The sequence below is a fragment of the Dinghuibacter silviterrae genome (assembly GCF_004366355.1).
Taxonomy (GTDB): Bacteria; Bacteroidota; Bacteroidia; order Chitinophagales; family Chitinophagaceae; genus Dinghuibacter; species Dinghuibacter silviterrae.
In genome coordinates this window covers 2,303,808-2,327,847 of the sequence record NZ_SODV01000002.1, presented here as the reverse complement: position 1 = coordinate 2,327,847, position 24,040 = coordinate 2,303,808, and the positions used below count along the sequence as shown (strand labels likewise).

Here is a 24,040-nt window from a genome sequence, read left to right as displayed (position 1 = left end):
TGCAAGCGATTCCCCAAAGAGCCCGGTATTTCATCGAATTGGATTTTAAAGTACACACGAATATACATTTTTTTTTGTATACTAGTAGTACTTCCCAAAAATGATGGATAGCCGCACCTATATCGCGCGTTCGGGCCCCAGCCGGGCAATCGCGTCCCGCCCGGCCAGCCACACCGGTGCCGGACCGCGGGGCAAAAGCATGCCCGCGGCACCGCCGGTCCAGCGGGAAGGGGACTGGATCACCGCCCTGGTGGAGCTGGCCAAGGCAAACCCTATAGGGACTGCGTTGACCATAGTGGGAGGCGCCGCAACGATTTTGGCGTACTACTATTGGCAAAAGCATCCCCCACCGAAGAAGCAAGTGCCACAGCAGCTCCTGGAACCCCCGGATTGGACGACCCTGGAGGGGGTGGCCAAACAAGTGAAGGTAGCTCCGGAGGTCCTGAGGGCCGGGTTGGAAGAAGGAAAAGGGATGAAGGGCATTACGATCAATGACATTTATAAAAAGGGTTTTGATCCTAGCAGTGAATCGCTCACGGGGGTGGTTCCGCCTTCTCTCCTGGTGAACCTGCCCCAGCAGCCGGCGGATAAGGTGGAAACGCTTTTCCAACGCCTTAACCAGTTCCCCTTTAAATATACAGGCATTTTGGAATCGGGGGGAAGCAGCTTTTTGAGCGGAAACGGGGACTGCATGTCGCTGGCGCAACGCTTCCTGCTGGCAACAAAGGCGGCCGGGGTGGAGGGCGTGGTGATTCAATCCGACCCGACCGCCATGGTGGTTGCGTCCCACGCCATCCACGGGAGGGAGACCGTAGCCAACGTGGACGGGACGCCGCTTTGGTTTTTCCATGATCACCATTGGGGCGTCTTCCAGGGAACCAAATACGACCTGTTGTTTATGGACCACCAGTCCCCGCAAACGGGCCACCGAACGGCGCAGGACGTGGTGTATAATGGCGTGAACTATGATACCTTCGAAGGGGATATTGCGGTGATCCACGCGAATCAGTTTGGCAAGCTGACGGTTGCTTTGACCGAAGGCCGGGTGGGCCGGGCGATGCCTGTTTCGGAGGTGAAGACCTTTATCGATACCCACAAAAAGGTCTAGTCTTTCAGCATCCCCTGCCCTTTGACGAGCCACGACAGCCCAAAGGCCCACAGGGCCAGTGCTTCCAGGAACAAGATGGGATGATAGGCCGCAAGGGGCACCCCGATGGATGCCACCGTCGCATCCAGCAGGATTCCAACCAATGCCACCAGCATGACGACGCCGCAAATCCGGTAAACCAGGTTCCGCTGGCGTTTCCGTCGGCCCGGTTCCGGCGCGTCCGTTTTTGTAAAAAGGAAAATGGAGATGTAGGCAAAAACAAGGAACATGAGCGAGGCCGACACGAAGTGCACGACGTGCACCCAGTAGGCGCAGGAAAAGCTCATCACACTATACAAAGGCGCGGGGTCCGCGGGGAAAAACGCAACGACCAGCGCAAAGATCGCCGCCAGCCGGGACGTCACGCGATCGGCCATGTCGTACCCCCTGTAACAGTACAGGAAAAACGCCACTATGCAAAGCGTGCCCACGAAGGCGGCACCCATGCGGGTGTAGTAATAGTGGCTGAGGCTGGGCTCCAGGTCCTGCTGATCAAAAATAAAAGCAAGCCCTGCCACCAGCAGGAAGGGGAGTAGGATGCCTAATATGCCGACGCCCTTCCGGATCGTCATAAACGAGATGATGATCGGCTCATCGCTGGGTTTCTGGGTAGCCATGCCGCCGAAGATAGGATTCCGCCCCGAAATGGCCAAAGACCGGCTCCGTCGGAAGGCAACGACGTCAGCCCACTGGCGGCAATGCTTCCAACTCCGCCTCCGTAAACACCCGCGACCGGATCAAAAACCGAACCCCCAGCGGGATCTCCAGGGAGAAGCTGCTGCCCCGCCCGGGCGTCACGTCCAGGATAAGTTGGGTATGCTTCCAATAGTCGAACTGGTCGGCGCTCATAAAAAAGGGGCAGCCGTCCACCTCCCCAAGGCGGACGTCGCTGCCCCCCGTTTTAAATTCTCCTTGCATAAAACACATGGGTTGCGACCCGTCGCAACAGCCACCGCTTTGATGGAACATGAGGGGGCCATGCTCCTTGCGCAAAACCTCGATCAGGTCTAGGGCCGCCGGTGTAGCCAGGACCCTCTGGTTATCTGGAAAGGCTAGCATACTAGAAAAAGCCCAGCTTGGTCTTACTGTACGATATAAGCATGTTCTTTGTCTGGCGGTAGTGATTGAGCATCATCTTGTGGGTTTCCCGGCCAAAGCCCGACTTTTTGTACCCGCCAAAGGGTGCGTGGGCGGGATAGGCGTGATAGCAGTTGACCCATACGCGCCCGGCTTGTATGGCCCGGGGCACCTGATAGAGCTCGTGTGCGTCACGGGTCCATACACCGGCGCCCAAACCATAGAGGGTGTCGTTGGCGATCGCGATGGCTTCCTCCGGGGTCTTGAACGTGGTCACCGAGGTGACGGGTCCGAAGATTTCCTCCTGGAAGATGCGCATCTTGTTGTTCCCCCTGAAGATGGTCGGTTCGATATAATAGCCGTGCTCCAAACCGCTGTTGATATGGAAGGGGCCGCCCCCGCACAACACCTGGGCCCCTTCCTGCTTGCCTATATCCATATAGCTGAGGATCTTGTTGTATTGGTCTTCCGAGGCCTGGGCGCCCATCATCGTATCGTCGGCCAGCGGGTTCCCTACCTTGATCGCCCGGGTCCGGCGCACCACGCGCTCCATAAACCGGTCGTATACGCGCTCGTGGACCAGGATGCGGCTCGGACAGGTACACACCTCGCCCTGGTTGAGGGCAAACATGACCGCGCCTTCTATCGCTTTGTCCAGGAACTCATCGTCTTCGTCCATAACGGAGGGAAAAAATATATTCGGGCTCTTACCCCCCAATTCCATCGTAACCGGGATGAGGTTCTCGGAAGCATATTGCATGATCAGCCGGCCCGTTGTCGTTTCACCCGTAAAGGCCACCTTGGCCACCCGGCTAGAGCTGGCCAGGGGTTTCCCGGCCTCCGGTCCGAAACCCGTAACGACATTGACCACACCCGGCGGGATCAGGTCCCCGATCAATTCCATCAGGCACATGATGCTCGTAGGGGTCTGCTCGGCCGGTTTGATGACGACGCAACAACCCGCCGCCAGGGCCGGCGCCAATTTCCACGTGGCCATCAGCAAGGGAAAGTTCCACGGGATGATCTGGCCGACCACGCCGATGGGTTCATGGATATTGATGCTCACCGTTGTCTCGTCCAGTTCGCTGATCGAACCTTCCTCGCTACGGATGACACCCCCGAAATACCGGAAGTGGTCGACGGTGAGCGGCAGGTCCGCGGCCCGGGTTTCCCGGATGGCCTTGCCGTTGTCGATGGTCTCTACCGTGGCGAGGTATTCCAGGTTGTCCTCGATGCGCTGGGCAATCTTGAGCAACATGTTGCTACGCTGCGCGGCGCTGGTTTTGCTCCAGGAAGGGAAAGCCTTGTGGGCCGCGTCCAGGGCCTTGTCAATGTCCTGGGCATCGCCCCTGGCGGCCTGGGTAAATACCCGCCCGTCCATGGGGGAAATATTGTCAAAATAGGCGCCTTTCGCGGGCGCCACCCATTCTCCACCGATATAGTGTTCGTACCGTTCCTTGAAACGGGGACGGTTCGCTACGTTGGAGGCGGGGGCGGCCATCGTTGTCGTACTCATAATGCAAGCAATTTTTATCGTTATAGGATGGGCGAATTTCAAAAAGGGTTTTCTCCGGCCGCTGCTCTTTCGTATCTTTTTTTAGCACAATCGTACCTCCTCATTGTGCCCCCCCGGAAATCGCCGTAATTTGATTATCGATGCCTGCCCCCCGTCTTATTCCCCTGACAGAGCCCCGCCGGTTGCAAACGTTGGTGGAGAACCGCCGTGTGTTCAACCTGGAGCACTGCGAACTCAACATCTACGAATCATACGAGGAGGCCTACCGTGTTCCCCTTACTTTCCCCGACTTCGTCGTCACGAGTATGATCCGTGGTAAGAAGGTCATGCACATCTTCGGCGATCCCGCCTTTGACTACCTCCCGGGCGAAAGCGTCATCGCCCCCGCCGGCGAGACCATGGTCATCGACTTCCCGGAGGCGCGGGAACAAAGCCCCACCCAGTGTATCGCGCTAACGGTCGACGCCGGCTATGTCCGCGACACCGTCCATTTCTTAGACGATGTTTACCAGGGAGAGGGCGCCCACTGGACCCTCCGGTTCAACCGCTACCACTTCGACAACGAGGCCGAGATCACGTCGCTGATCAACAAATTGATCCGCGTCTGCAGCAGCGGCGACAAGGCCAAAAACATCTACGCCGACCTCAACCTCAAAGAACTCCTCATCCGGCTCCTCCAAAGCCAGCACCTCTTCCAGATCCAAAGCGAGGCCGGCCAACAGGAAAACCACAGCCGTCTCCACTATGTCCTTCACTATATCCACGAGCACCTCACCGAGCGCATCCCCGTGGACACCCTCAGCCGTAAGGCCTATCTCAGCCGCAACATGTTCTTCAAATGGTTTAAGGAACAGTTCGGCCTCACCCCCCTCGAATACGTCAACCGCGAGCGCATCCGGCTGGCCAAACAGCTCCTCGCGGAAACCCACGGCAGCATTTCCGATGTGAGTTTCCGGTGCGGGTTTTCCGATGTCAACTACTTTGTACGGATGTTCAGGAAGATGGAGGGGGTCACGCCCGGGGCCTATCGGCGGCGTTAATGAACCGATTTCGGCATCTTCGGGCAGTCCAGCTTGTTATGCCCGAACCGGTAGCTGATTCCGATCATAAACCCGTAGTAGTAATCATTTTTGCCAGGATCGGCGGCGTACTTGAAGCCGTCCAGGTAGTCCGTAAAATCCACGCGGTAGGTCCACTCCGCGGTGATACCGAGGTTATCGGTGATCCGGTAACGGACGCCAACGCCCACAGGAATGACCGGGATCGCTTTAGGCATCGCCGTTGTGGTGTCCCGCGCCAGACCATGAAGGAAGGAGGAGTCTGACTGAAAATAGGCGACGTTCAGATGGGACCAGTTTCTATTGACATTCAAGCCGCTAACGCCTAAGCCAGCAAATAGATATGGGGAAAAACGGGCGTCGTTTCCCGACAGGATGTTGCCCAGCGGATGCCAGACCATCATGGCCGACAACTCCGCAACGGACGTATTAAAGGAAAAGGCGCGTTCTTTCCGATAGGCCGGGCTGGAATAGCTGGCGTCATTCCCCGTCAGCGTCCCAAAATCCAGGTTGAGCCGGACGGAAAAATGTTCGTCAAGCGCCCGCGCTACATACAGACCCAGGGCGGGTTTTAGCGTCCGGGTGTACCCCAGCGCCCCTTCGGAGAGGTCGCCCTGGTAGATCAGGGCGCCCAGGCTACCGCCGATTTCATAGCGGGAGGTGATAAATTGCGCATTCACCCGTTGAAACGCGCACGCGATCAACAGGGTACAAAGGAAACCCTTGCCATAAGAAGTCATGAGCCTTGATTTTACGACCAGAAAAAAAAGGGTAGCGCTCTATTCGAAGGGCAAATGGTTTAGCTGATTAACGTATCAGGTCCTGTGCCTAGTATGCGCGTAGAGCAAAGGGGGATGTCATGCGACGAATGAATATATTTGGTATATGATCCGTTCGCAATATTAGAGTATTAGCCCCCAAACCCAATCAGTATTTTTGAAAACTGCTGTTTCAGCATGGGCAGAGCTAAGCGGTGGCTACATAGATCAGAATCTTATCTTTTTCAATGTATGGAAGAACATATTTGGAAATTCCATCACTTGTGACAACGTCTACCTTATTATGCAAAAGATCTTCAAGTTCACGTTGGAAACTAAAAAATCTCATGCCGATAGGTTTGGAATAGTCAAGTTCCAGTAGAATATCAATATCACTGGTTCCCTTTACAGCAGTGTTTCGCGCGTAGGATCCGAATAAATAGGCCCTTTTTACCGGTTTGCCGGCAAAGTATTTCCGAAGAAGGTGGGTATCATGTGCGGAAAGGGCCATGTTACAAATATATGGCTTTTACGGCACCGGTGTCAACTGAACCGATCGTAGATTCACCGGCTCCCACCCCGTCTCCCGCGGACTAATCCGCAACACATAAGTCCCCGCCTGCGCGACATTCAATTGCCCCATCGCCTGGTTTTGATAAGTGCCATAACTGCCAGTCCCACTGACCACCGTGTCTATCTTTAAAGCGATGGGACCCGATAGGGTAATGGTCCAGGCCGGGGACGACGCCGGTGTCGCCACGTCAACGGCCACCGCATACCGGCCGGGCTTTTTAACGGAGACCGTCCAACTGGCCCAGGCCTTTGTATCTGTCCAGTACCCAATATTTTGACGCCCGGGTTCACCCTCCAACTGCGGCGGTTGCCCCGTAGAACCCAGGCGGGCCTGAGCGGCGGATAGCGTAAAGGACCCATCCGCAGCCGAAAGCAGGGGCTTGGGCGGGGTATGGACGACGACCATCTTGCCCCCCTTCACCACGATCACGGAAGCGATGCTGTCGGGGGGTGCTGTGGGCAGGTGGATGATCAGCCCTTCGGCGGTATGCTCGAAACGCAGGGGCTTGTGCCCGTCGAGCAGATATGCAGAACCGGGGACGGATCGAAGCCCGGGCACCAGTAACCGCCCATCCGCAGGCCAATTAAACACATGCAGGTAAAGCACCCCCGGCTTCTGCGTACACCGCCCCCAATCAAGATGCTCAAAAGGACTCGCAGTCGTCCCGTAAATGGCCTCGCCGTTGACCTTCATCCACCGCCCGATCGACTGCAAGCGCTCCACGATGGGCCCGGGAAAATCGCCGAGGGAAGTGGGCCCGACGTTGAGCAAATAGTTCCCGCCCTTCGACGCGATGTCGACGAGGTTGCGGATAAGCGTCGAAGCGCTTTTCCAGTGGTTATCGTCCACCTTGTACCCCCAGGTATCGTTCATGGTCATACAGGTTTCCCAATCGCGGCCGGGGATCCCGGTGGCGGGGATGTATTGTTCGGGGGTTTCGATGTCGCCCTTGACGTCGCCGCCGAGGCGGTTGTTGACGATGATCCCGGGTTGGAGAGCGAGCAGGGGGAGGAACTGGGCGGCGCGCGCGGGGGTCATCCCGGTGGGAACGTCCCACCAGAGCTCTGCGACCTTGCCGTAGTGGGTGAGGATTTCCTTGACCTGGGGGACGGCGACGTTCCGGATATAGTCGTCCATGCTGCCGTTTTGGGTGGAGTCCCAGTGGCCGCCGGCAGCGGCGCCGCCGGGGTTGTTCCAGTCGTTGGCCTGGGAGTAGTAGAAGCCGAGGCGGATGCCGTATTTGCGGCAGGCGGCGGCAAGAGGGGCGAGGAGGTCTTTGCCGTAGGGTGTGGCCTGGACGACGTTCCAGGGACTGGCCTTTGTATCGAACAGCGCAAAGCCGTCGTGGTGTTTGGAGGTGATGACGATATACTTTACACCGGCCTCTTTGGCGAGACGGACCCAGGCATCGGGGTCATAGTGGATAGGATCGAATGAGCGCGCGTATTGTTGATAGGTGGCGCGGGGGATGCGGGCGTCGTGCATGATCCATTCGCCGAGGCCGGGGACTTCCTTGCCGTCATAGCGGCCGGCGGGGACGGAGTAGACGCCCCAGTGGATGAACATCCCAAAACGCGCCTCCCGCCACCACGACATACGGGCGTCGCGGTCGGCGGGCGTCTCCTGGGGAACGAAGGGCGTCTCCGAAGCGGAGGCGGGAGCGGCGGGCGCGGTAGCGGCCGTCACCGGGGCCTCAGGTGTAGTGTTCTGAGCCCCGGCTCTAGCCGCGTGGAGGGCCAGGCATATCGCCAAAGCCGCATGGATTAAACGATTTTGCATAGGCCGAAAGGTAAAAAAAATCCCCGGCGAAGTGCGCTATCGTTGTTTGATGAATACTTTTAGCGCAACCGGTTGCGCACGGTCTCCGCGAAAAGTGATGAAATACAGTCCTTGAGAAAGGCCGGCCGGCAGATCGATAGAGATAAGGCCACCCTGTGCGGGGATGGTGATCTGCCGGACAAGCCTTCCTGTATTGTCGGTAAGGGTTGCCGTCGTGAATGCCTTGTCCTGGGGGATGCGCAGGTACAACACGGTGGAAGCCGGGTTGGGGTATACGCGCAGCCCGCTTGCCCCCGTGAGCAGGGGGGGCAGAACCCAGGACTGGATGCTGTCCCCCGCTGTCCACGCCTTCCATTGGAAATACTGGTCAGCTTGTTTGAAGGGTAAAGAGTACGTAAAGTGCACCAAACCGGCGGAGACGCTTTCCACGGCGGCGTATGCTGTTTTTGCAAAACTCCGTCCATCGGGGGACGCCATCAGGGCTGTGGCGGTCCATCGACTCCCCGTGGCCACATCGGTAGTGATCAGGAGGGTGTCGCCTTGCATGCTTTCATAAAAATTGATGACCTGCAGGGGGAGGATGATGTTGGCGTAGGTGGCGGCGGCGTCCCCGCAGTTGTTGTCGGCGCCGGGGGGCGCAAGGGTGAGGTTCCCGCAGCCGTTGCACGTCCGCGCGGCGGGGTGTGTGGCGAAGGCGGAAGGAGCGACGGACGTCCAGTCTATGTTGCTGGCGTTTTGGGCGGTGGATATCCACCCGTTATAGGTGCCCCCGGTATGTTGGAAAAGGTAGGAAGTACCGGTCCCCGTTTCTGTCAGGAAACCGTTTTTGCTGACGGTCACGACGCCGCAGATTTCGATGAGGGCGGAGGGACCGATGTCGATCGTGACGTCGGAGGCATTGGTCGACCAGGAACCCTGGACGAGGAGCACGCCACCGGAGGCGATGGCCATATTGATCTCTTGTTGCTGAAAGGCGCCGGTAATGTTCAGAACGCCCTCGTTACAGACATTGACATTGGTGATGGCGGGCGCGGGGGTGGTGGGGTCCCCTGTAAAGGTGCCGCTGACGACCAAATGGCCGCCCGTTTGCACATCAATGACTCCGGTCCGGCTGAGGGTGACCGACCCGATGGTGTCCGGTCCGCCCTGCACAATGAGGGTGCCGTTGATCACATAGCTGGTGGTCTTGTTCACGACTGAACCCGAGACACAGTAAGTGGTCCCTGCCGGAATGGTCACCGAAGTACCGGAGGGAAGGGTGGTAAGGGCACCCGATGGACAAGTGCCCGTGCATTGAGCCGTAAGGGCAATAGGGAGAACGACTCCGGCTATGGACAGGTTGGCTAGGCATAATCGTTTCATTAGGATAACGGATGATTGACCCGGTAAAAGTAGTCAATCAAATATAACTAAACCACCATTTATTATGTACGCGCTTGTAGCGATCGTACCACTTACTAGGAAAATATAGCACAAAGACTACAAAAAGCCAGACGAGGTACACTCCGCCGAGGCCAAAACCCAGATCGCTTCGGCGGAAAAGGAAGGGGCCGGGGGAGTGGGGATCGAATGCATCCTTAAAACCATACCCGGAGACAAAGAAAAGCACCGCACAACAAAAATGGATCAGGTAGAGGTGGATCACATAATAGAAAAAGGGAACCCTGCCGTATACCTGGATCACGGAAACAAAAGCGCCCTTGGCCTTTTCCGTCAGGGCCAGCAGGATCAGCACAGGCCCAAGGGTCATACAAAGGTAGAGTAGGGAAGGGGGGTACTTGGTCGTGTTCACGAAGGACAAAACCGTGTACAGGGGGGAAGATTGTACCGACCAGGGACTGCGGTCCCCATACCCGTTGATAAACCTCAGGAGGATGAACAGCGCGGTGACCGCAAAACCCGCGCGTAACAACAGCTTGCGCCGTTGCTCCGCAGGATAATCCGGGGTAAACCACCGCCCGATCGAATAACCCATCAGCATCACCCCCGTCCAGGGCAGGATGGCATACAGGTCAAAAAAGCCCCTGTGGGGTGCGTAGCCGATAAAGGTGGGCGGTGACGTGAGCAGGATATCCCAGGCGGGGCCGTTATGGGGAAAATAGTCGGTCGCGTTATGACCCGCTACCAGAAGCACGCCCACAAAAGGAATAAGGGCCGGGGACAGCCGTGCGAGCAGCCCAAGGATGATCATACTCCAACCGATAGCCCAGATCACCTGGAAAATAATGACATGATAAGCGGGGTCGAAGGTCCAGCCAAGGGTCACCAGGCTGACTTCTATGAGCACCAACCATGCACCGCGTGTCATCAGGAACGAACCCAACTCCGGCCGGGTCCTGCGCCGGCCCGCGATATAGGCCGATACGCCCGACAGGAACACAAAGGTGGGCGCGCAAAAGTGCGTGATCCAGCGCGTAAAGAACAACAGGGGCGTCGTGCTGTGGAGGTCCGTGGGGTCTCCGGTGGCGGTGCTGAAATAGTCCCGGACGTGGTCCAGCGCCATAATGATCATGACGGCGCCGCGAAGGATGTCGATGGACACGATCCGCGTCTTGGCGACGGGGGGCGCGGCTGCGGTCAGGGGTGAAGCCATGGTTGTGTTCATACCGATAAGATAGCAATTTTCACCTATCAACAGCGCATAAATCCCTACAATCTTTTTTATAACCACAACTGGTCTTTTTTCGTCTATAAATAGGTGATGTAATTCCATTTTAACGAATTGCCCTCACTGGATCCCAATAGTTTGGCATCCATATCAAATCTAGCATAGTCATGAAAGTACAAACCTTGTTGCTTTTGAGTTCGTTTGGCTTCTTTTCTTGTAGTCGTTCCAGCAATAACAATAACGGGGACTGGCTCAGGCGGTCGGATTTTAATGGAAACAGCCGGATCGGCGCGGTAGCGTTTACGCTGAACAACCTGGGTTACGTGGCCACCGGGTTCGACGGATCCAACTACCTCAATGACGTGTGGTATTATGATCCGAATCTCGATTACTGGACGAGTGTAGATACATTGCCAAGCATCGGAAGGGCGTTGGGGGTTGCCTTTGCCACTTCAAAATTCGGATACGTCGGCTTAGGCTTCAATGGAACCGACAACGGAACCGGAACTTACTTTCCAACCGATTTTTTCAAATTCGATCCCAGCAGTAATAACTGGACCCCAATACCCAGCCCGAAGTTAACCAATAATGGGGGCGTAAAGACGGCGGTGGCCTTTGGTATCGGGGCACCTTACAACATCGGGGGGGTGCTGGGGGGCATCGACGGCAACGACAATTACCACAAGGAATTCTATGTGTGGAAAGAAGACTCGGGCGGTTGGGTCACCGAACCCTTTCCAGGGCCCAAATGGGCAGGGGCGGCTTCCTGGGTATATCAAAACAAAGGCTATGTCGTTACAGGCACCGGCGACAACCAACTTAATGTAAGCGACTTCTGGTTTTACGACCCAAGCAGACCTCTTGGGCACCGGTGGAGCGATAGCCTAAGGAGGATATTCGGCATAACGGACCAGAGCTATGACGCCGGGTACCGCGTCCAGCGCACCAATGCGGTAGCCTTTACCGGGGTAAGCAATGGGATACCCAAAGCCTACGTAACCCTGGGCTCCAACGGACCCAGCCAGACGGATTGTTGGGAATATGATTTTGCCACGGACCAATGGTCGGTAAAAAGCAGTTTTCCCGGTGCCGGACGTGTAGGCGCGATCGCCATGACATTGAACATCAAAGATCCCACGACCAATACCCTGGTGCCCCATGGCTATATCGGACTCGGCGGTCAAAGCCTGCAAAATAACGGGGCGGGGACTGGAGTCTTCTATTCCGACATCACGGAATTTCTCCCCGATCTCCCCTTTAATCCGGATGACTATAATAACCAGTAAAAAACCCGGTCTCCCCCTTTAACCTTTCCACCACGGTATAAATAATCGGGCAAACGCCATAGTACATGATCGTCGAAAAAAGCCGGTCTGTAAAATGGTCCTTGTGCAGATGCGGAAACTCCCGGCAGTCGCTAAACCGGTCTTCGTATACGCTGCACCGTGTGCCCGTCAGAAAGGGGCAGGGGATTTGGTTTAGGACGGTTTTGCCTCCAAGGGACCTTTCCAGGTAGCGCCCTTCCCAGGTCTCCCGGGGTAGACCCATGCGCGCCGCCACGCGTTCATTTTCTTCCGGTTCGGTATGGATGATCAGCGATTTGCAGCAGTTGCCGCAGGCCGTGCAATCGACGCGGGGCGTCACCTCCGCGTCCAGGCGATGCACCCGGCGGTCGATCTCGTCTCCGTCCTGGCGGCGCAGAAAATCGCGGAAAGCATGGTTCTCTTCCTCCCTGGCGACGGCTTCGCGGCGGATATGGTCAAGATCGATGGGGATCTCACTCATCTTTGGCCCCCTTTTCCCCCACGAACCAGTGTTCCTTGTTCCGGAAAAGGACGTTAAAGGTCGTGAGCGACCCGTAAATGCGGGTAATGTATTGCTGGAGGTTGACCTTGTCCTCGTCGGTCAGCACCTTGTGGCTGTTGATCTGTTGTTCCAGCACCCTTAGCCGGTCCCGGGTCATGACGATTTTATGGAAAAAAACATCGATGGGCACCTCCTTTGGTTTCTGGCTCCCATCCTTGGGTTGCAGGACCAGCGTGCCCCCGGCCCAACGTTCGCCTAAAGGAACCAGCTCTTCGGGGCTGCTCCATTGGCGGAGGATCTTTAGCAGGGACTTTTCCACGTCCGAATGCGTTTCGATTTCTTCGGTCACGTTTTCGGGAAGGATCTCTTCGAGTTTGTCGTCCCCTTTGTCGATTTCCTTGATGCCATGGTTGATAAAAGAGATCAGGTAGGTCGCGTAGCGGACGCCCACGATCACCCCCGGCCCATAGTGGGTATGTTGTAGCCGGGTGCCAATCCCCAGGTGCAGTTGGTCGATGGATTCCATAAATGGCGTAAATATAGGATATTAGCCCCTCAAATGAGAACCACCATCCTTTTCCTGTTGTGGGCGGTGCCCGCACTTGGTGACCTTCACCGGCCGCCAGTGGCGGCCGACACGGTCGCGCCCGGCGTATCGCTCCGCCTCGCGCAGGAGCGCGCCCATCGTCTGAAAGATATCCGCTATACGCTGGCGTTTCATATCCCCGAGGAGCAGGCCGGCCCGGCCCCAGGCAACGAAGACCTCTCCAGCCCCGTCACCGGCGAGGAGGACCTCGACTTCGTCTGCCTGGACACGCGGCGGCCGCTGCAGCTGGATTTTAAAGCGGCGCGGGACCAGGTCGGCGCGATGACTGTCAATGGCCATCGGGTCACGCCTGACCTGCGGATGGAACACCTTGTTATTGCTGCCCGCGACCTTATTAAAGGCCACAACCACCTCCACCTGACCTTTACCGCGGGCAACCGGCCCCTGAATCGCAACCGCGAGTTCCTATATACGTTGCTTGTGCCGGACCGGGCCCGTGAATTGTTCCCGTGTTTCGATCAGCCCGACCTCAAGGCGGTGTTTAAGCTCAGGCTGACGCTGCCCGAGGGGTGGCGGGCGATTGCCAACGGGCGCGCGGCCGCGGCGGGCAGAGCGGCCGCGGGCGGCAGAGCAGCGGTGGACGGCAACGCGCCCGAAAAAGCCGGAGCTGCCGCGGCGATGGCCTTCGCGCCCTCCGACAAGCTCCCCACCTACCTCTTCTCCTTCGCCGCCGGCCGCTTCAAAGACTCCGTCAGAACCTCAAGCCACGGCCCGGTTGAAGCCCTCTACCGGGAAACGGATACGGCAAAGGTCCGGTTAAGCCTGGATACGCTTTTCCGGCAACAGGAAGACGCGTTAAAATACCTTGAAACCTACACAGGCCTCCCATATCCTTTCCAAAAATTCGGCTTTGTCGCCATCCCCGATTTCCAGTTCGGCGGGATGGAACACCCGGGGGCGATCCAGTACAAGGCGTCGGCGCTTTTCCTCGATGACGCGGCGACCCTGGACCAGCGCAATGCGCGGGCCAATGTACTGTCACACGAGACGGCGCATATATGGTTTGGCGACCTGGTTACGATGCGCTGGTTTAATGACGTCTGGATGAAGGAGGTATTTGCCAACTTCATGGCGGACAAGATCACCCGGACGGACGACTATGACCTGCGGTTCCTGACGGAACATCTCCCGGCGGCGTACGCGGTGGACCGGACGGAAGGCACCAACCCGATCCGCCAGCCCCTGGACAACCTCCAGGACGCGGGCTCGCTGTATGGCAACATCATCTATCATAAGGCGCCGGTCATGATGCGGCAGCTGGAATTGCAGATGGGAGAAGAACCTTTCCGGGACGGCGTGAGAGACTACCTGAAAACATTCGCTTACGGGAACGCGACCTGGCCGGACCTGCTGCGGTGTCTGCAGCGCTATACGACGATGGACCTGACGGCGTGGAACCAGGTTTGGGTCAACGAGACCGGGCGGCCGGTCTTCTCCTGTACGTATGATACGTCCGGGGACGTCATCAAAAAGCTGACCTTGTCTCAAAAAGGGGAGGACGGGAGTAGCCGCGTATGGCCGCAGGTAATTGATGTCGCCCTGGGGTACAATGACCATATCGACACGCTGAGGTTTACCATGAAAACCGCCCACACCGAGCTATCCTGGAAGGATGGGCTTCCTAAACCCCGATATATCCTGTTTAATACCTTGGGGCTTGGGTATGGGGTTTTTCCGATGTACGGAAATACCATTCCGTTCGTGGCCGGCGCCCAGAACAGGGTCATACGGGCCTCCACCTATATCAACGCGTACGAGAATATGCTGGATGGGCAAGGCCTGACGCCGTTCCGGTTCGTCAGCGCAGCGTTGACCAACCTTCTGCTGGAACATGAGGAGCTCAACATGGGGCTGCTGCTGGGCCAAATCAGTTCTTGCTACTGGCACTTTTTGTCTCCCTTAGCGCAAAGGGCAACGGGGAAAGTCCTGGAGATAGCGCTTTGGCAAGCGATCAATGGACCGTTTACGCCCGCGGAACGAAAGCTCCTGTTCCTCAACTATGCCGGGATCGCCCGGAGCAAGGCGGCCGAAGATTCGGTCTTCAAGGTGTGGAACACCCAGCATCCGCCCCAGGACATCAAACTCTCCGAAGACGACTATACCAACCTGGCCGCGGGCCTGGCGCTGCGCGGCTACCCGGGCAGCGACACCATCCTCGCGGCCCAGGGGCGGCGGATCAAAAGCCCGGACCGGCAGGCGCGTTGGGCGTACCTGCAACCGGCGCTGTCACCGGACCAGGCTGTCCGCGACAAGTATTTCTATGCGTTGAAGGACGCCCAAAACCGGACAAAGGAGGCGTGGGTGCTTTCGGCCCTGGGTTACCTGTTTCACCCGCTCCGGGCGGACCAGGACGAGAAGTACCTGGCCAGCGCCCTGGACTGGATGGAGGATATCCAGCGTACGGGGGATGTGTTCTTCCCCCAAAGCTGGGCCGCAGCGGTGCTGAGCAACTATTCAAGCAAGAGCGCGGCAAAACTGGTGCGGGATTTTCTGAAGGAGCACCCGGATTATAATCCGCGGTTGAAGGGAAAGATCCTGCAGGCGGCAGACAACCTGTTCAGGGCGCAGCGGCTCGAAAGCGCGCCGAAGCTCGAAAAGTTGGGCGCGGTGCCGTGGCACTAAACCGCGGCCTCTGCCTCCTCCACAATCATCGGCATCGGCAACGTCACATAAAACGTCGTCCCCTGCCCGGGTTCGCTGTCGAACCAGATGCTGCCGCCGTGGGCTTCGACGATCTGGCGGCAGATGGAGAGTCCCAGGCCAAAGGATTGCTCGCCCTGGGTGCCGGAGCGGCGCGCCCCGCCAAAGGCGTCGAAAATTTTTTCGCGCATGTCTTCGGGGATGCCGATGCCTTGGTCGGTCACGGTGATGAGGAGGTTGTGTTCCTGGCGAAGCGCGGATACGCGTATGACGGATTTTTCCGGGCTGAATTTGATGGCGTTGGTAAGGAGGTTGTTGAGGACGCGCCACATCTTGTTGCGGTCGGCGAGGAGTGTGGCGGAGGATAAACCGGAGAGTTTGATCTGCTGGCGTTTTTCCTCGGCCTTGACCTGGAGGAGGGCGACGCATTCTTCGAGGAGCGCGCTCATGTCGCACCAGCTCATGCTCATCCGGCGGGTCTCGGGGTTGGACTTGCTTTCCAGGAGCTCATGGATCAGCCGCAAAAGCTGGCTGCAACTGTGCTGGATGAGGGCGAGCATCTGCCGGTCTTCCTCGTTGATGCGTTCGCTTTCCCCGAGCAGGTTGGTGATGCCGCTGATGCCCGCGATGGGGTTGCGCAGGTCGTGGGCCACCATCTTGAACAGGTGGTCGTAGTCGCGGTTGCGCTGCTCCAGGCTTTCCAGCGTAAGCTCCAGGTGTTTGTTGTGGAGACCGATAATGCGGAGGTTCCGGCCGGACCGTCTCCAGTTCCACCAGATCAATAACAGGATGACCACGGACAGCGTGGCAAAACCGATGGCGATAAGCAGGTAATCGCGCTGGAGTACGTTTTTGTCCTGAAGCTGTTCCAACTGGTGCTGACGTTCCAGTTTGTCAAATTCATGTTTGACGTCCCTCTGGCTGAGGTCCTGGCGGGCCTTAACCAGGGAATCGCGAAGATGGACATAGCTTTGGTAAGCGGGATAGGCCAGTGAAAGGTTGTGCGTCGTGTCGTAGTATTGCCAGGTGAGGCGTCTCCACATCAGCTCGTCTTCGACTTCGTGGTGCATGGTGTCCAGTTGTTGCCTGGCCAGCGCCAATTGCTGCCGGGCCGTGTCGAGGCGGCCCAGGTGGCGCAGGTTCAGCTCCGCAAGGGACAGGATGCCGTTGTCAAAATGGTTGCCGGCGGGGAGAATGGACGCTCTTATAGCCGTTCCCTCCCGGACGTAGTCCCCCATCTTGTCATAGATTTCGCTCCTGTTCCCGTTGACCAGGGCTTTGGCTTCGGCGATAAAAGCCAACTGGCCCGGTTCCCTGTATTGGGCTTCCCCACGGCCGAGGTAATCCAGTGTCCGCTGGAAGTAGTACAAGGCGCTGTCGTATTTGCCCAACTCCCCGTAACAAAGACCGATATTGTCCAGTTGCCCCTGTTGTTTCTGAAAACTCGAATAGGGGTCATGGGAACGGCAGTCCGATAATTTGTCAAGCGACGCCAGGAAATACACGATGGCGTCCGCGAACTTATGCTGCGTGTAGGCAATCAAGCCTAACTGCTCGTTAAACTGGCTGGAAAAGTAACAGGAATCGGGAAATTGATCCGACAGGGCTTTGCCCTTGAGAAAATAAGCAAAGGCCTCGTCGTTTTGCCCCAGGGAGATCAGGACGTTTCCTTTTTCCAACAATGCCTGGCCGTAGCGGTCCATATAGTGCGGATCCTGCGCAAACGGCTTGGACACCAGGAGCATGCTGTCTATAAACCGGTTGCTGGCGGCGTAATCGTGCCGGCCGTAACCCTCGTGCGAAGCCAGGAAGTCATACCGGCGGAATTGGTCGAGCGGCCCCGGCGTACCCGCGAATACAGAGAACATGGAATCCACGTACGCAACACTCCACTGGTCGCCCCGGTATTCAAGACTGTCGGCGTGCCTGAACACCGGATCGAAAAAAGCGGGGTGCTCGGGGGTGTTGCGTTCACAGGCAACACCAAGACTGAGGGCCAGGATATACCATCCTATATATTTTCCTAATGTCCTGCTCATAAGGGGCGGATAAGCCCCCGGAAAAGTAGGTCAAAAATGGCGAATGCGCAATTATGAATAAAATGAACGGCGCCTTATGGTTTGATGATCAAGGCCGACGGGATCGAGGATAACCACACGCTCCGCGTGGACAACGCCTTTTTCCAGCTGTCCATGCTGATCACCATCAGGTTTTGCTGTTCCAGGAATTCCCGGTCGATGGTTCGTTCGTGGTACAACGCAATGTGCTGGGGTGCCACGAGCTCTATGGAACGGATGGCTTCTTTCATCTCGGGATTTTGCCGGATGACACCCGATGCGTCCAATATGACCACGCGGCTGCCATTATTGTGGATGAGCTTTTGGGCATAGATCAGCAAAAAGCTGTCGCTGATGGAAAAGACCGGGATAAATACGTCGCGGGGTTCCCCGCTGTCCTTGTCGACATATACCCCCAATGGGATGTCCGCAGACCGGATGATGTTCATCGCGCGTTCGTCAAAAAAGGACTGTTCAAAAAGCCGTTCCCGTCCCGTCAGCGTGCCGTATAAACGCTCGGGGTTGATGATCTTGGTGGTAAAGCCCAGGATCTTTCCGAGCAACGTTCCGTCAAAAACCGAACGCCCGAGACCGACCAGGAGCAGGTCGAAGTGACCGGTGTTCGCGGTCTCCGCGATTTCCTCCTCGATGTTGGCCGATGGCTTGAAAAGGCTGATCACGGGGAGGCTCAGACGCTGGGATTCTTTTTCCACCGGTTCAAAGCTATCCCGCTCGTATTCTTCCAGGTTATACTGATTCAGGTCGTTGGACGGAGACAAGTGGAGCATCGTAATGGTGGCGTTGTCCATGGAACGCCGGACCAGGCTGCCCGCCAGGCGCAACAACGCGATGCCTTTGTCGGGGGTACTGAAGGAAACCAGGATGTTGTATTTCACCGCCTGGCCCATGAAAAGACGCTCCGCCTTCTCCGGGAACCATCGCTGGATCAGCGTCAGGGCGGGTCCGGTCATAAAGGTGGTGGCGAGGGCCATGATCACCAGCATGGTAAAAACCTGTGGCGTGAGGACCCCCAGGTCATACCCGATGTTGAGGACGATGAGCTCCATCAGCCCCCGGGTATTCATCAGCGCGCCCACCGAAAGGCTGTCGCGCCAGGACTGCCCCACCACGCGGGCGGCCAGCGCGCTCCCCAGGAACTTGCCGCCCACGGCCACCGCCAGGATGAGGCCGCAGGTTCTCCAGGCATACGCGTCGTTGAGCAACCCCACCTGTGTCCGGAGCCCTGTAAAAACGAAAAACAGCGGAAGCAGCAACACGAGGGCGACGTCCTCTATTTTTTCTATAAAAATATTCCTGAACCGCATGTTCTCCGGCATGATCACCCCCGCCATAAAGGCTCCGAAAAGGGCGTGGATGCCGATCATTTCGGTGACGCAGGAAGACAGCAAAAGGGTGATAAAAAAGATGGCCACCACCGGGCGCGACAGCGATTCCTTGTTCGAATACTTGTCCCCCAGCTTCCGCAAAAAAGGCCGGACCACGGTCAGCATCAGCCAGACATAGGTAACGGCAAGGCCCAGGGTCACCAGCGCGCTCATCGCCGAACCCGCCTTCACCACCGCGATGACCGCGGCCAAAAGACACCAGGCCGTGATGTCATCCGCGGCCGCGCAGGTGATCGCGATCGCGCCCAACCGCGTCTTGGACAGTCCCCGCTCCTGCACAATCCGCGCCAGGACGGGAAAAGCCGTGACGCTCATCGAGATCCCGATAAACAAGGCGAAAGAAAGAAAACCCACCGAGGCCGGTGCAAAGTGCTGGTATATGATATAGGCCAGGCCCATCCCCATCGTAAATGGAAAAAGGATGCTGGCATGGGAAATCACAACCGCGTCCGTCGCCTTGTTCTTCAGGACCTTTACGTCCAGCTCCATCCCCACAATAAACATAAAAAGGATCAGCCCCACCTGGCTCAGAAACTGCAAGTGTCCCAGGGAAGGCAGGGGAAAAAGAAAATCCGACACCCCCTTGACATAGGTTCCCAGGAACGAAGGTCCGAGTACGACCCCCGCCACGATTTCCCCGATGACCGTGGGCTGTTTGATCTTTTGACAGATCCAGCCAAAAAAACGGGCCACGACGATGATCGTAATGATTTGCAGCAACAGGATGGCCATAGCCCCCGCCGCCGTATGCGTAAAGGCGTCCCTGATCTGGGTCCAGACCGACACCGGTTTGGGCAGGGTCACCTGCACCGGTTCGAGCAGCGTCCCTTGTTTGATGACCAGGTAGATCAGGAAGGAAAAGACAGCGACGACCGAGAGGTAAAACGCGAGGTTTTTATATCGTTTAACCATGGGTTAGCATTTGGGGTAAAAATAAAGATGGCTTTTTGCCTGCCCGCTTCTCTTGTGATAACCCGGTTATTTCTTGTAATAAAATTCCTGGCGGTACGTCTCGCTCAGCGGAAAGCGCTGAGCACCCCCGGGGAGGTCGATCGTCACTTCGCCCGCCGTATAGTGCGTGATCGCCTTGATGCGGACAACGGTCTTTTTGTTGATGCGCGCAAATTGGTCGGGGGGTAGATGAAGTTGGGAAAAAGAAACGTTCTTGAGTAGGAGCGCGCGACCGTTCTCCAGGACCACGTTTTTGTCTCTCGCGTCGCCGTCAGCAGTCGTCACCAGGAGCACCTGCTCGTAGTGGAGCAATACCTTGCCCTGGCTGGAGTTGAAGCGGGCGAAGCCCGCTGCCGCGCCAGACGCGGCGGCGAGCGCTGCGCCATGCGCGGGCGTGGCGGGCCCCGGCGAGGTGGGCGCGTGCGCCGCGGCGAGCCGCGCTTCGACCTTGCGGATGGCCTGTTCGAAGCGCTCCCTGTCGATGGGCTTGCGCACATAGTCCACCGCGTCCAGGTCAAACGCCTCGGCCGCGTATTCCTTATACCCCGTGGTAAAGATGACGGGTTTGCCTCTGATGGCTTCCGCCACGGCCAGCCCGCTCACCCCCGGCATCTGGATGTCAAGGATGCAAAAGTCAAAGGTGAGGCGCCCGTATTCATCCAGGAACCGCTTCGGGTCGTTGTAGGCCCGTACGATCTCCAGACCGGGGATCTGCTGACAAAGGAGTGTCAAGTATTGTAAACCCGGTAGTTCGTCGTCCAGGATAACACAGGTCATCATAGTTGTAGGTCCAGTTTGGCCGTATAGACCTCCTCCTGCATAAATTGTTCCAGATGATGACGGCCGGGGTAGAGCGCAGCCAAACGGGTCTGGAGGGTGGCCCGGCCGACGCCGCTCTTTTCTTTTTTCAGGGGCTCTCCCGCGCTGACCTTGTTGGAGACGGTGAGGGTGAAACGGTCCCCTTTGAGCTCGAAGAGGATGGCGATAAAGGCGCCTTCGCGTTGGAGGTCGGCGTGTTTGAAGGCGTTTTCGATAAGGTCGATGCTGATCAGGGGGGCGATCCATTCCCGGGTGTACAGCGGCGACGCCGTATCGATCCGGTTTTTCACCTGGAGGTCGAACAGGGGGCTGACTTTTAGCCGGTTGATTTCGATCAGGCTCAGCGCGAATTCCACCTCTTCCTTCAACGTCACAAATGGTCTTTCGCTTTCGTAAAGGATAAAGTCCAGGACGTTGGAGAGCTTGTCCAGCGCGTAATACGTTTGGTAGGCGTGAGACTGGATGGCATTCAGCGCATTTTTGAACAGGTGGGGGTTGAGCCTGGCCTTCATGGTCTCCAGTTCGAGGGAGCGCACCTTGTCGACCAGGTCCTGTTTGCCGCTGTGATGGTCCATCAGCGCCTGTTTCATCCGCTGGTGCTGGATCATGATAATCACGAACTGCAAAGCGATGACAAGACCGAGTATCAGCAACAAACCGTGGTAAAGGATCATACTGACCCGGAAGATAATAAATTACTCGGTTCTCAGGCTGCGCACGGGGTTGGCCAGCGCGGCCCTGACCGCTTGTACGCTGACCGTGGCGAGGGTGAGCGCCAGGGCGCAGACCGCTGCCCCCGCAAAAATCCACCAGGGCAGATCCGACCTGTAGGAATAATGTTGCAACCACCGGCGGGTCAGGTAAAAGGCCACGGGCAGGGCGATCCCAAGCGAAAGCCCCACCAGGACAACGAACTCGCGGGACAACATTTCCCAAAGCTGCACGACGGAAGCGCCCAGCACCTTCCGGATGCCGATCTCTTTGACACGCTGTTCCGCGGTAAATGAGGCCAGGGCAAAAAGACCCAGACAGCTGATAAAGACGGCCAGGGCGGTGAAAAAGCCCGCCAGCCGCCCGATGCGTTCCTCGTCCCCGAACTTCAACGCGAAATCCGTGTCCGCGAATTGAACGTCAAACGGCTGGCTTGGCGCAAAGCGTTTGAAGATCGCTTCCGTCTTGGCGAGGGCGTCGTGGGGGCCTGCTCCGGGGGCGATCCGGACCATCACTTTTGCATAGTCGTCTTTGGGCAGCAGGTGATAAAAAGTGGGGCGCACGGCCGCATAAGGCGACTCCATCAACATGTCCTTGATGACACCGACGAGTTTGAACGGATGCCCGTCCCAACGGATGATCTGGCCCACCGGGTGTTGGAGCCCCATAAAATGTACCACCGTTTCGTTGGCGACAAAGGCGGCAGTGTCCCCGGGTTCGGCCCTGGAAAAGTCGCGCCCGTCGAGAAACTGCCAGCCCACCGTTTTACCATATTCGGGCGATACTTCGATGTTGGGAAAATCAAGGGAGAGACCCGGTGTTTTCCCCACCCATTCAAAATCGCTGTTCGTGGACCAAACCCCGGTCGTAGGGCTGCTCGACTCCGCGGCCTCCGCGATCAGCCCCGTCTTCAGGAGCTCGTCCCGGACCACCGGGAAATGCTGGTGGATGTCCGGGGTAAACATGGACACCATGAACAGACCCTGTCGGTCATACCCGACCGGCCGGTCCTTTGAAAAGTCAATCTGCCGGAACACCACCACGGTCCCCACGATCAGGATGACCGAGATCGTAAACTGGAGAACGACCAGGGCGCGACGAGGCAAGGCGGCCCAACGGCCTGCCTTGAATGTTCCTTTGAGCACCTTTACGGGCCGGAAGGAAGAAAGATACAACGCGGGATAGCTTCCCGCGATAAGACCGGTGACGCCGCAGAAAAGCGCCACCGCCCCCCAGAACGCACCACTGCCCCAGGGTATATGAAGCATTTTGTTGGCCACGCCGTTAAAAAAGGGGAGGGCGGCCTGCGCCAGCCCCAGCGCCACCACGAACGCCATGACCACTACGAGGATGGATTCACCCATAAACTGCCCGATCAATTGTCCCCTCAGGGAGCCGATCGCCTTGCGAACCCCCACTTCTTTGGCCCTGCGTTCGGAGCGTGCCGTACTCAGGTTCATAAAGTTGATACAGGCCAGCAACAGCACGCCAAAACCAATCAGGCCAAACATCCAGACGTATTCGATAAAACCGCCCGCATACTTCCCCTCCCGGAAATCCGAGTGCAGCCGCCAGCGCGGCATGGCGTGGACAAAGATCAACCCGTGGTGAAGTACCTCATCCTGCCGGACCCTCTTCAACTTGGCATACTCGATGTCCTGGCTCGCCTGGGCCGGGCTAACCCCCGGCCGGAGCTCCACATACGTGGAAAAGGAATTGGACCGCCACGGATTATCCTGCGTGGCAAAATGCTGACGGCGCGTCAACTGGTCCCAGTTGGCCATAAAACGCATCCCGGAAAAGGAACAATTGTCCGGCAGGTCCCGGTAAACACCTTCTACCTTGAGGTCGGCCTGGTTGTCGATCCGCAACACCTTGCCCAAGGCCTGTTCGTCGCCAAAAATTTCCCGCGCGAGCGATGCCGATAGCAAAACCCCGTCCGGATCACCCTCCAGCCCTTTGCGGGAACCGCTGACCATATCGAGACTGAGCATCTCTGCCATCGGCGCTTCTGCATAGGCCCCGTTGGCGGCCATCGTTTTATCCCCCTTACCTAAGAGGAAGCCATACGGCCCGGCCATCATCGCCACCCGGCTAAAGTCCTTCGCGTAATTCGCGCGCAACTCACCCCCCATGGGCCAGGGTGTATCGTCCCACGTCTCCACGTGACCGTTGGCGATCGTATTTTGCCAGATCACACCCAACTGGTCGTAATGCTCAAAGTTTTTATCATAGGTGAGCTCGTCCTTTATCCAAAGACCGATGAGCAGGGCGACGGCCATGCCCACGGCCAGGCCCAGGACATTGATGGCGGAATGGACACGGTGCTTGACCAGGTTGCGGTAGGCGGCGATGAGGTAGTTCTTTAGCATAACCTTTTGTCCGCAAAGGCGGAGCCAAAGACGTATGCCTTTGGTGGTCAGCCTGTTGGCGCGATAGCTCCGGGACGGGGCGTCCGGTTTCGATACGGTGAGTGTCCGGGGCACGCGGCCGGCGGCCGCGGCGGGGCGGCGGGCGGCTGCGGCG

At 57.6% G+C, this 24,040-nt stretch carries 19 protein-coding genes; 4 read left to right on the top strand and 15 right to left on the bottom strand.

All coding sequences use genetic code 11. The annotated features are described in order from the left end of the window. Nucleotides 1–100 precede the first annotated feature (100 nt). A complete protein-coding gene (locus tag EDB95_RS26525) occupies nt 101–1,108 on the top strand; it encodes a hypothetical protein (protein ID WP_133999886.1) in 1,008 nt (335 codons plus the stop codon). On the opposite strand, the gene EDB95_RS26520 is transcribed toward EDB95_RS26525, so the two are convergent. The 3 genes from EDB95_RS26520 to EDB95_RS26510 all read right to left on the bottom strand — a co-directional run bounded on the left by EDB95_RS26520 (nt 1,105) and on the right by EDB95_RS26510 (nt 3,740). Beyond that, nucleotides 1,105–1,764 (bottom strand): DUF998 domain-containing protein, encoded by a 660-nt coding sequence (locus tag EDB95_RS26520; protein ID WP_133999883.1) that lies wholly within the window; start codon nt 1,762–1,764, stop codon nt 1,105–1,107. The genes EDB95_RS26525 and EDB95_RS26520 overlap by 4 nt on opposite strands. A gap of 64 nt (nt 1,765–1,828) precedes the next feature. Then, nucleotides 1,829–2,206: a DUF779 domain-containing protein gene (locus tag EDB95_RS26515; RefSeq protein ID WP_133999880.1), complete on the bottom strand. Its 378-nt coding sequence runs from the start codon at nt 2,204–2,206 to the stop codon at nt 1,829–1,831. A gap of 1 nt (nt 2,207) precedes the next feature. Next, the gene (locus EDB95_RS26510) at nt 2,208–3,740 is read right to left on the bottom strand and encodes an aldehyde dehydrogenase family protein (RefSeq protein WP_211352229.1); all 1,533 of its coding nucleotides are present in this window, start codon (nt 3,738–3,740) and stop codon (nt 2,208–2,210) included. Between the two features lie 140 nt (nt 3,741–3,880). Between EDB95_RS26510 and EDB95_RS26505 the strand changes: the two genes are divergently transcribed. After that, on the top strand, nt 3,881–4,780 hold the full coding sequence (locus EDB95_RS26505) for an AraC family transcriptional regulator (RefSeq protein WP_133999877.1): 900 nt from the start codon (nt 3,881–3,883) through the stop codon (nt 4,778–4,780). Here the strand turns inward: EDB95_RS26505 and EDB95_RS26500 are convergent. The 5 genes from EDB95_RS26500 to EDB95_RS26480 all read right to left on the bottom strand — a co-directional run bounded on the left by EDB95_RS26500 (nt 4,777) and on the right by EDB95_RS26480 (nt 10,514). Continuing rightward, the gene (locus EDB95_RS26500) at nt 4,777–5,538 is read right to left on the bottom strand and encodes a DUF6089 family protein (protein ID WP_133999874.1); all 762 of its coding nucleotides are present in this window, start codon (nt 5,536–5,538) and stop codon (nt 4,777–4,779) included. The two genes, EDB95_RS26505 and EDB95_RS26500, sit on opposite strands and share 4 nt — an antisense overlap. Nucleotides 5,539–5,764: 226 nt before the next feature. Beyond that, nucleotides 5,765–6,067: a nucleotidyltransferase family protein gene (locus EDB95_RS26495; protein ID WP_133999871.1), complete on the bottom strand. Its 303-nt coding sequence runs from the start codon at nt 6,065–6,067 to the stop codon at nt 5,765–5,767. 18 nt (nt 6,068–6,085) lie between these two features. Further along, on the bottom strand, nt 6,086–7,909 hold the full coding sequence (locus EDB95_RS26490; RefSeq protein WP_133999869.1) for an alpha-L-fucosidase: 1,824 nt from the start codon (nt 7,907–7,909) through the stop codon (nt 6,086–6,088). Nucleotides 7,910–7,945: 36 nt separating this feature from the next. Continuing rightward, nucleotides 7,946–9,271, bottom strand: a complete 1,326-nt coding sequence (locus EDB95_RS26485) for a T9SS type A sorting domain-containing protein (RefSeq protein WP_133999866.1) — start codon at nt 9,269–9,271, stop codon at nt 7,946–7,948. 37 nt (nt 9,272–9,308) lie between these two features. Further along, nucleotides 9,309–10,514: a DUF1624 domain-containing protein gene (locus EDB95_RS26480; RefSeq protein WP_246073791.1), complete on the bottom strand. Its 1,206-nt coding sequence runs from the start codon at nt 10,512–10,514 to the stop codon at nt 9,309–9,311. Between the two features lie 170 nt (nt 10,515–10,684). Here EDB95_RS26480 and EDB95_RS26475 point away from each other — a divergent pair, with 170 nt between their 5' ends. Continuing rightward, nucleotides 10,685–11,803, top strand: a complete 1,119-nt coding sequence (locus EDB95_RS26475; RefSeq protein WP_133999863.1) for a Kelch repeat-containing protein — start codon at nt 10,685–10,687, stop codon at nt 11,801–11,803. Here the strand turns inward: EDB95_RS26475 and EDB95_RS26470 are convergent. Together EDB95_RS26470 and EDB95_RS26465 are read right to left on the bottom strand one after the other, a co-directional pair. After that, complete coding sequence (locus EDB95_RS26470) at nt 11,775–12,302, bottom strand: YkgJ family cysteine cluster protein (protein WP_133999860.1); 528 nt, start codon at nt 12,300–12,302, stop codon at nt 11,775–11,777. The two genes, EDB95_RS26475 and EDB95_RS26470, sit on opposite strands and share 29 nt — an antisense overlap. Further along, entirely contained in the window at nt 12,295–12,849 is a 555-nt protein-coding gene (locus tag EDB95_RS26465; protein WP_162852806.1) for a hypothetical protein, read from the bottom strand. Before EDB95_RS26465 ends, EDB95_RS26470 begins: the two co-directional genes overlap by 8 nt. Before the next feature lie 33 nt (nt 12,850–12,882). On the opposite strand from EDB95_RS26465, the gene EDB95_RS26460 reads away from it, so the two are divergent. Continuing rightward, nucleotides 12,883–15,552, top strand: a complete 2,670-nt coding sequence (locus EDB95_RS26460; RefSeq protein ID WP_133999857.1) for a M1 family metallopeptidase — start codon at nt 12,883–12,885, stop codon at nt 15,550–15,552. Here the strand turns inward: EDB95_RS26460 and EDB95_RS26455 are convergent. The 5 genes from EDB95_RS26455 to EDB95_RS26435 form a co-directional block, all read right to left on the bottom strand. Next, nucleotides 15,549–17,609, bottom strand: coding sequence for a tetratricopeptide repeat-containing sensor histidine kinase (locus EDB95_RS26455; protein ID WP_133999854.1), 2,061 nt, complete (start codon nt 17,607–17,609; stop codon nt 15,549–15,551). The two genes, EDB95_RS26460 and EDB95_RS26455, sit on opposite strands and share 4 nt — an antisense overlap. A gap of 74 nt (nt 17,610–17,683) precedes the next feature. Beyond that, the gene (locus tag EDB95_RS26450) at nt 17,684–19,945 is read right to left on the bottom strand and encodes a cation:proton antiporter domain-containing protein (RefSeq protein ID WP_133999850.1); all 2,262 of its coding nucleotides are present in this window, start codon (nt 19,943–19,945) and stop codon (nt 17,684–17,686) included. Nucleotides 19,946–20,011: 66 nt separating this feature from the next. Continuing rightward, a complete protein-coding gene (locus tag EDB95_RS26445) occupies nt 20,012–20,764 on the bottom strand; it encodes a LytR/AlgR family response regulator transcription factor (RefSeq protein WP_133999845.1) in 753 nt (250 codons plus the stop codon). After that, the gene (locus tag EDB95_RS26440; RefSeq protein WP_211352227.1) at nt 20,761–21,477 is read right to left on the bottom strand and encodes a sensor histidine kinase; all 717 of its coding nucleotides are present in this window, start codon (nt 21,475–21,477) and stop codon (nt 20,761–20,763) included. The genes EDB95_RS26445 and EDB95_RS26440 overlap by 4 nt, the downstream gene beginning before the upstream one ends. A 21-nt stretch (nt 21,478–21,498) precedes the next feature. Next, nucleotides 21,499–23,886 (bottom strand): ABC transporter permease, encoded by a 2,388-nt coding sequence (locus EDB95_RS26435; RefSeq protein WP_133999842.1) that lies wholly within the window; start codon nt 23,884–23,886, stop codon nt 21,499–21,501. Between the last annotated feature and the right edge of the window lie 154 nt (nt 23,887–24,040).